The following is a 7,282-nucleotide window of genomic DNA, read 5'->3' as shown; positions in this document are numbered from 1 at the left end:
GGTTTGCTTGATGGACTGACTGCGCAGGGAACGGCGGATAAGAGTGGAGATGTTGACATGGAGAATCTCGCACATGATCTCCAGTTCCTGCTTTTCTTCTGGGGTGACTCTGAACTTGATGAGCTGCGTTTTCCTCGGCGATCCGCTGTGCTGGGGTTTGTGGCTAGTCGAACGAATGCTAGGCTTGGTCATTGTACCTCCTTGTCGTTTGAGTAGCTCCTCCTTGGAGCTATGTAGACAAAGACGGCGCAGCCGAGAATCACGGGGAGCGTGTAGAGCAGGGGTTGGGGAAGGCACTCCCCAACAAGTACGACCGGAGCGTGGGACGCAATTTCAATTTGTGAAATTGTGGCCACGGGTCGATACTTGCTTTCCGCTTTTTCCGTAAGTTTTGAAAATCCAAATAACAAAACAAATTCGGTTTTGAAAGCCGGGAGTGTAAATGTGAATCGAGATGTCTCCTGCTTGTGTGGTCGCCGTTCACATCCGAATTAAGTTCCTGCCCCTGTTTTGCAGCGGCGCTGTCAGGCTCGCCCACATTTCTGCGGAGTCATGGCGCTATATCCTATCCGGACGGCTGATACAATTGTCAAGGTACGTATAAAGAATTGCGAACCGGTTGCCCAGCTGCAAGTCTCTCGAAAAGAAAAGGCTCCACAGCACCAAAAGATTTTGTCGTGGGTGGATGGCGGCAAAATGGTTTGGTGAAGCTGCGGAGTGGCTGCTTTAAAAGGCAAAAGATTTATTTCATAGTATCATATATAAAATGTTATTGTCAATACAGAAAATTCTGTGAAACTCAGATAAATATAGATAGAAATAGAGAATTTCGACAGAGAAATCATCTACATATTGAAGTGTATCACACGATTCTGTAAAACATTCGAAATGCAGCACATGGTTGAATTGCACAAATTTTATGTAAAAAATTATAAAAACCAGAGAATGCGCCCTTTCATGTTGACAGGGAAAGAGCAAAGTTATACAATGTACTTAATCAAATAGATACATTTACTGAAGGGGTTTTATGTGGATATTAATATTATTATAAGCAGTAGTTCAAGTATCCCCATTTACGAACAAATCGCAAAACAAATCAAAACGATGATTCGTTGTGGCAAGTTACTCCCAGGAGATAGTCTCCCTGCTATTCGCGTCATGGCAAAACAGCTTCAGATTGGCGTGGTAACGGTGCAGCATGCATATGAGCTTCTTCAAAAGGAAGGATTCATTGATTCTACAGTGGGACGCGGAAGTTTTGTAGCCAATATCAATCCAAATGATCCATATGATTATAATTTGTCTGAGATAAAAAAGATGTTGATGGAAACCGTAAAATTGGCAAAGGACGCTCACATTGGAAAGACAGAACTGTTGGAACTGCTGGAAGAGTGCTACAAAAAACACATTTAATTATATGGTCATGTACTATCAAACAACTACGGAGGCTGGCTATGGGCACAAATATGTTGGAAGTTTGTCATATATCAAAAGTGTACCAGAATCATAAAACCGCCTTAGATGATATCAGCTTTTCTATCCCTTATGGACACATTATAGGATTGGTTGGTGAAAATGGCGCAGGAAAAACAACTCTGCTAAAATCCATCATGGGTATTTTAGCAGCAGATTCAGGGAACATTTTCTTACTTGGAGAAAAATACACACCACAAAGGACAGCTATTTGGGAAAAGATTGGAGTTTGTTTAGATGAAAGCTGTATTCCGATCCAGTTTCATGCAATGGATTTGAATCTGATTATGAGTCATGTTTACAACCAATGGGATACGAATCTTTTTGATTCATTGTTGGATCGGTTTTCCATTCCGAAGAAAAAAAGAGTTGGCGAGATGTCCAAAGGAATGAAAAGTAAGTTTTCCTTTTCTCTTGCATTGGCGCATCATCCTCAACTTTTGGTGCTGGATGAGATTACCAGTGGTTTGGACCCATCATCCAGAAAAGATATTTTATCAATTCTGCTTGATTTTATTCAAGATGAACGTCATGGGGTTTTGTTATCCTCACATACAACCAATGATCTTGAAAGAATTGCAGATTACATTATTTTTCTGGTTCACGGCAGAGTTGGATTATCCATTCAACGGGACACCTTAATGGATCAGTACAAAGTGATTCGATTTTCCCAAAACGATTTAAAACCGCTTGAAACATGTGACTATATTACATATTGTATTCAGTCAGGTCAGGTGAACGCTTTGGTTTCAGATTCTGCCAGATTTATAAGTGCAAATAAAATCGACCATTATGTAGAAGACAAAGTGTCAATAGATGAAGTTTTAGTCATGCTCAACTGGGAGAAAACCGTATGAAAGGGCTTTGCATAAGTTATTTAATCAATGTACTTAAAGAAGAAAAATGGGCTTTTAGTGGTCTTGCAGCAATTGGAATAATCATTTCATTGTTTGCCGATTCCCAGGTTCTATTGTATGGTTATGTGGTCCTTTTGTCTGTATCCGTGATCTATCTTATTCTGCAAGTATTGGTTTCAAACGAATCGGTTGTTTGCTGGGATCAGTATGAAATGATTCTTCCGATATCACCTTATAAAACCATTTTGGCCAAATATGTATTTTCTTCGATATTTGCAGGGTTATGTCTATTTTATATCGTCATTCTGCTTTATGTTGCAGATTTCAGGAATGGCTCTTATTTTCTTGATTTGGGTATAAAAGATGCGTTGACCCTTGTGTGCATGTCCTTTTCCTTTATGCTAGATTCCTTGGCCGCCTTTTTTATAACTTCCCATGGCATACTGAAGATTTATAAATCCTATCGAATCCTAACTTCTTTGATTTTTTCAACCGCATTTTTGGCTTTTATGATTTTCATTACAAATCAGAAAGAAATGTCACTGTCTATCGGTAGAATTTTCTTCATGGCAATCTCCCTGGCAGTTTATCTTTTAAGCTATTTCATTGTATTGTTACAGTATAGAATGAGAAAGGAGTAAAACTGATGTTTTCATTGGTGCAAATTCTATTTGACATAAATTCAGGCAACCATTTGCAGGATTGGGAATTATATGAAGTGCATCCGTCAATCGGAGCGAATTGAAATCAAATCAATGATTTGCAAATTTCTGGAAACGAGAGGTAATCACCATGACTGCCGTCATCTATGCCCGCTATTCCTCCGACAACCAGCGGGAGGAGTCTATCGAAGGCCAGATCCGCGAATGTACCGCCTACGCTGAAAAGAACGGTATTACCGTGGTCAAGCACTACATTGACCGCGCCTACTCGGCCAGAACTGCAAACCGGCCAGAGTTTCAGCGAATGGTAAAGGACAGCGAACGGCGGCTGTTTGACATTGTCCTGGTCTGGAAACTGGATCGCTTCGCCCGTGACCGGTACGATGCAGCCCACTACAGGCACATTCTTCAAAAGAACCATGTGAAACTGGTGTCTGCTACCGAACCCATTTCGGACAGTCCCGCCGGCATCATGATGGAAAGTATGCTGACCGGTATGGCTGAGTATTACTCGGCTGAACTCTCTGAGAAGATTGTCCGCGGCATGACTGAAAATGTCCTGAAAGGAAATATAACGGCAGCACTGTCCCGATCGGCTATGTGATTGATGCAGACCGTCACTTTCAGATTGATCCTTTGAAAGCCCCCTTTGTAGTAGAAGCCTTCAAGCGTTACGCAGAAGGTGCTACCATGAAGGATATTATGAATTGGCTCAATAGGCAGGGTGTGAAGACTGGCCGAAATCGTGTCTTCACCTACGGCAGCGTCCATACCTTGCTGACCAACCGGCGCTATATAGGTGAAAACCGTTTTCAGGATATGGTAGTGCCAGATACGATTCCGATCATTATTGAGAAAGAACTGTTTGACCGTGTTCAGGAGAAGATGGCCAAAAATCGCCGGGCCCCGGCCCGGCACAAAGCAGAGGACGACTACCTGCTTACCACCAAGCTGTTTTGCGGGATGTGCGGGGCCATGATGTTCGGCGAATGCGGCACCGGTCGGAACAAGGTCGTTCATCACTATTACAAGTGTTACAATGCTAAACGCACTCACAGCTGCAAAAAGAAAACGGTCCGCAAGGTCTGGCTGGAAGACCTGGTGGTAAATGCCACAATGGAAATGCTCAAAGACGACCAGGCCATCGACGCCATTGTGGAAATGGTGATGCAGCTTCAAGACCAGGAAAATACCACGCTGCCCCTCTTGGAAAAGCAGCTGAAGGAAACTGAAACCGGCATCCAGAATATGCTCAACGCCATCCAGGCCGGCATCCTGACCAGTTCCACCAAAGAGCGTTTGGAAGCTCTGGAGGCCCAGAAGAAGGAGCTGGGAATCAGGATCACCGAGGAAAAGCTGGCCAAGCCTAAGCTCAGCGCCGACTTCGTCAAATTCTGGCTGACTCGGTTCCGCAAGCTGAACCCGCAGATCAAGAGCCACCGGGAAACCCTGGTCAACACCTTTGTGAATGCCATTTACCTTTACGATGACAAAGTCCTGCTCACCTTCAACTACAAAGAAGGAACCAAAACAATCTCACTGGATGATGTAGCCACCTTGGCTGCCTCCGGGGAAAGTGGTTCGGATTTGGGGTGCTTCGCTCCACCACTAAAAACAGCCTAGGAACGCAAGTTTCTGGGCTGCTTTTTTTGGCTTTGACCGCACTTTTGACCGCACCCCATTCAGCCATGTGCAAGAAGTCTCGAGAAAACAGCGTTCAATGCGTCGGCCTGCTGCTGTGCGTCTCCATCCAGCTCATGACTATAAACGCCGAACGTATCCATATCCTGGGAATGCCCCACCAGGGACTTGACAAGTCCTGCGGGCAGTACCTTTGCAATGCTGACAAATGTATGCCGCAGCTCATACGGTGTACAGACCGGAATATTATTGTACTTGCAGTACCGCGCCAGATGCTGCTCAAATTGTTTGGCCGTCGGAATATCAAAGACCAGCGTGTCCCGGGTCACTTTCCCCGACTCCCGGCGCTGTGCTTCCAGTTCCATGCGGGCCAGGTCAGACAGCTCCACACACCGGCGGGCATTTTGGTTTTTGCCATCGGTGATTTCGTTGTAGCTGTTGGTGGACCGGTGCAGTTCCAGACGATCCTTTTTCACATCCCGCCAGCGCAGGCCCCGCAGCTCCCCCGGCCGGAGGCCGGTCAAAACCGCCAGCCTATAGGCGTGGATCATGTCATCCTGTACCACCTTCCTATAGTACATGGTACGATCACTGTTGAACAACACTACAAAGTCCTGTGGCTGCAGTACTGTCCTTTCGCCCCGGGCTGCTGCCGTTGGTATGGTCAGGGACTCCGGAAACAGCGTCGTCAGCCGGGCTTTCCGGCAGTATTTCATAAAACTGCACAGGTCAGCCCGCAGAGACACCAGTGTCTTTCTGGACAGTTTGGACCGGGCATAGGCTCGATCCAGTACATCCTGCAGATCCTGTTCGGTCAACGCACCGATTTGTTTGCGGGCAATCACCGATGAAATATGGTTGTTCCAGCGGCTCATCATCGGTGCCCAGTTGGACCGGCTCGTAGTCTTCTGCTTTCCTTCCAAAAATTTGAGGTACGCGGCACCGACTTTCATGCGCTGGTCCTCTATTCCTTCATCCAGCCAGGCGTCCGCCTTTCGGTTTGCTTCCCGCTGGCCGTTCCGGCCCGGTTTGGAGCTGTAAAAACTGCGCCGGACCCCGTTCTTTTGCACATTGATCCGCCAGCGCTGGGATGATTCAAGCCATACTGCTGTATTGACGCGGACCCCCATATTCACACACCTCCTTCCAATCTGCCCAGTGGCCGCCCAGGCCGGATGCCGCCAATGCGGCACCGGGCCGTTCCACGGGCACTTTCTTCCAAAATGTACGCATACAAAGACCTCCATCCTGCCCCGGTCAGGTGGCACGGCGGACATACCGTTCGTTTAAATTGTTTTCACACGCAATTCTTTCTGAAATACGTTCAGCATTTTCTTTGTGGACATTTTGTCCACGCCTACTTTTGTCTCCTGATGGGTCTTGCGATCCTGGGCGGTGGGCTGAAACTGTTTTTGGGGTTCCTCCCCCATTTGTCCTCGACACCCTGGGGAGGGTTGGGAACCTTCTGGCGGCGGATTTGCACCGCTCCATCGGCCTTTCGGCCGCCCCGCCTTCTTTGTGGCCGGGCCGCGAGTTACGGAAGTATCATTGTCTGGAAGTACCAGGAGGCTGCTTATTCAATTTCCAAGGTCCTGAAACTTTTCTCCTTTGGAGAAAAGTTCCTTACACTTACGAGCCATCGAAAAGGGCACTCCCAAAATTAAAACTTTTTCAAAAATTTAGTTATTTTGCAAATTCCCTTATAAACACTCCACCTTGCGATGCCATATACTTTTGAAATTTCAGCAAGCGTGTATCCTTCAACGAAGTACAATGTCAACAGTTTCAAATCCTCCTCCGATAGCTTTTCAATGCCGGAACTCAGTCGCTCATCTTGGATTTCTCTCACACATGCAAACTTGGCTTTGGTTTCATGGTAGGTATCTTTCACTTCACAGGCTTTTTTGAATTTGATGAGGTCTGCGTTGCTCTCATCATCTCCGGTTTCTTCGACCTTGACGGTATTTGTCGAGTATGCTCGCTCGATGTTGAGAGTGTTCAAGTCAAACTCATACATGGCTTGAATCGCTTCCTCAGACATCCCGGCCTGCCGGTACGTCACTCTCAGACGTTCCCATTCAGCATTGAGCTTGCGGCGTTCGCTTCCGTTATTGAATCCCATGGCAAACCTCCAAATTTTCGCTCAAACGTGAAACGTCAAAAATCTGGAAGGCTACGGATATTTGGCTATCTGTGGGGTCCACCGAAATCGGAGAAACATAAAAAGCCTTTCCCTTTCTCGGGAGCAGGCTTCCTGAAGCTAAAAAATAGCCGGACAACAGCGAACAGAGACCCTCAAATGAAAAATCTCCATCCGCTGCTGCCCGGCTATTTGGTGCTACGTTTCATACATCGCCTGAGAGTGATGGCCCATTGCTCGGTGCCAACAGTCCTTATTCAGGGTGCAAGCACCCGATTTATGTAAATGTTTTGTACTATCGTGGTTGCTGGGAAAGATCGATCCGCAAGATCTCACGACACCGCCAGCACTTCATGTAAATGATCCCGCTGCATTTTTTGGTTATCTTATAGAGTCTCAGTTTGCACTTTGGACAGAACTTCCAGTATGCTGAGGCTTCATTACCGAAATGATTGACCATGTTTCTCTCCCTTCTGGAGGAAACTGGTGTTCATCATAGCGAGATGTTT

Annotated in this window: 5 protein-coding genes and 2 pseudogenes; 4 read left to right on the top strand and 3 right to left on the bottom strand. The window is 46.3% G+C overall.

Annotated features, from left to right (window positions below; all coding sequences use genetic code 11):
• Window positions 1-192, bottom strand: a pseudogene (locus B5E67_RS15730) (mobilization protein); the annotation flags it as partial.
• An 837-nt stretch (window positions 193-1,029) separates the two neighbouring features.
• Between B5E67_RS15730 and B5E67_RS10815 the strand changes: the two are divergent.
• The 4 genes and pseudogenes from B5E67_RS10815 (at window position 1,030) to B5E67_RS10800 (ending at window position 4,615) form a co-directional block, all read left to right on the top strand.
• Window positions 1,030-1,413, top strand: a complete 384-nt coding sequence (locus B5E67_RS10815) for a GntR family transcriptional regulator (protein ID WP_238317404.1) — start codon at window positions 1,030-1,032, stop codon at window positions 1,411-1,413.
• Between the two features lie 41 nt (window positions 1,414-1,454).
• Window positions 1,455-2,330, top strand: a complete 876-nt coding sequence (locus B5E67_RS10810; RefSeq protein WP_087385298.1) for an ABC transporter ATP-binding protein — start codon at window positions 1,455-1,457, stop codon at window positions 2,328-2,330.
• A complete protein-coding gene (locus tag B5E67_RS10805; protein WP_087385296.1) occupies window positions 2,327-2,971 on the top strand; it encodes an ABC-2 transporter permease in 645 nt (214 codons plus the stop codon). The genes B5E67_RS10810 and B5E67_RS10805 overlap by 4 nt, the downstream gene beginning before the upstream one ends.
• A 151-nt stretch (window positions 2,972-3,122) precedes the next feature.
• A pseudogene (locus tag B5E67_RS10800) lies at window positions 3,123-4,615 on the top strand (recombinase family protein).
• 59 nt (window positions 4,616-4,674) lie between these two features.
• Here the strand turns inward: B5E67_RS10800 and B5E67_RS10795 are convergent.
• Window positions 4,675-5,763 (bottom strand): site-specific integrase, encoded by a 1,089-nt coding sequence (locus tag B5E67_RS10795; protein ID WP_158098881.1) that lies wholly within the window; start codon window positions 5,761-5,763, stop codon window positions 4,675-4,677.
• A gap of 530 nt (window positions 5,764-6,293) precedes the next feature.
• Entirely contained in the window at window positions 6,294-6,755 is a 462-nt protein-coding gene (locus B5E67_RS10790) for a sigma factor-like helix-turn-helix DNA-binding protein (RefSeq protein ID WP_087385292.1), read from the bottom strand.
• Window positions 6,756-7,282 lie beyond the last annotated feature (527 nt).

The sequence above is a fragment of the Faecalibacterium sp. An122 genome, from assembly GCF_002160895.1.
Lineage (GTDB): Bacteria > Bacillota > Clostridia > Oscillospirales > Ruminococcaceae > Faecalibacterium.
Note: the sequence above shows the minus strand (reverse complement) of the source record. Positions and strands in the feature narration are given on the sequence as shown.

Excerpts from the sequence above, each read along its gene's own strand:
- B5E67_RS10810 (WP_087385298.1), top strand. The coding sequence starts at position 1,455 with ATGGGCACAAATATGTTGGAAGTTTGTCATATATCAAAAGTGTACCAG.
- B5E67_RS10805 (WP_087385296.1), top strand. The coding sequence starts at position 2,327 with ATGAAAGGGCTTTGCATAAGTTATTTAATCAATGTACTTAAAGAAGAA.
- B5E67_RS10795 (WP_158098881.1), bottom strand. The coding sequence starts at position 5,763 with ATGGGGGTCCGCGTCAATACAGCAGTATGGCTTGAATCATCCCAGCGC.
- B5E67_RS10790 (WP_087385292.1), bottom strand. The coding sequence starts at position 6,755 with ATGGGATTCAATAACGGAAGCGAACGCCGCAAGCTCAATGCTGAATGG.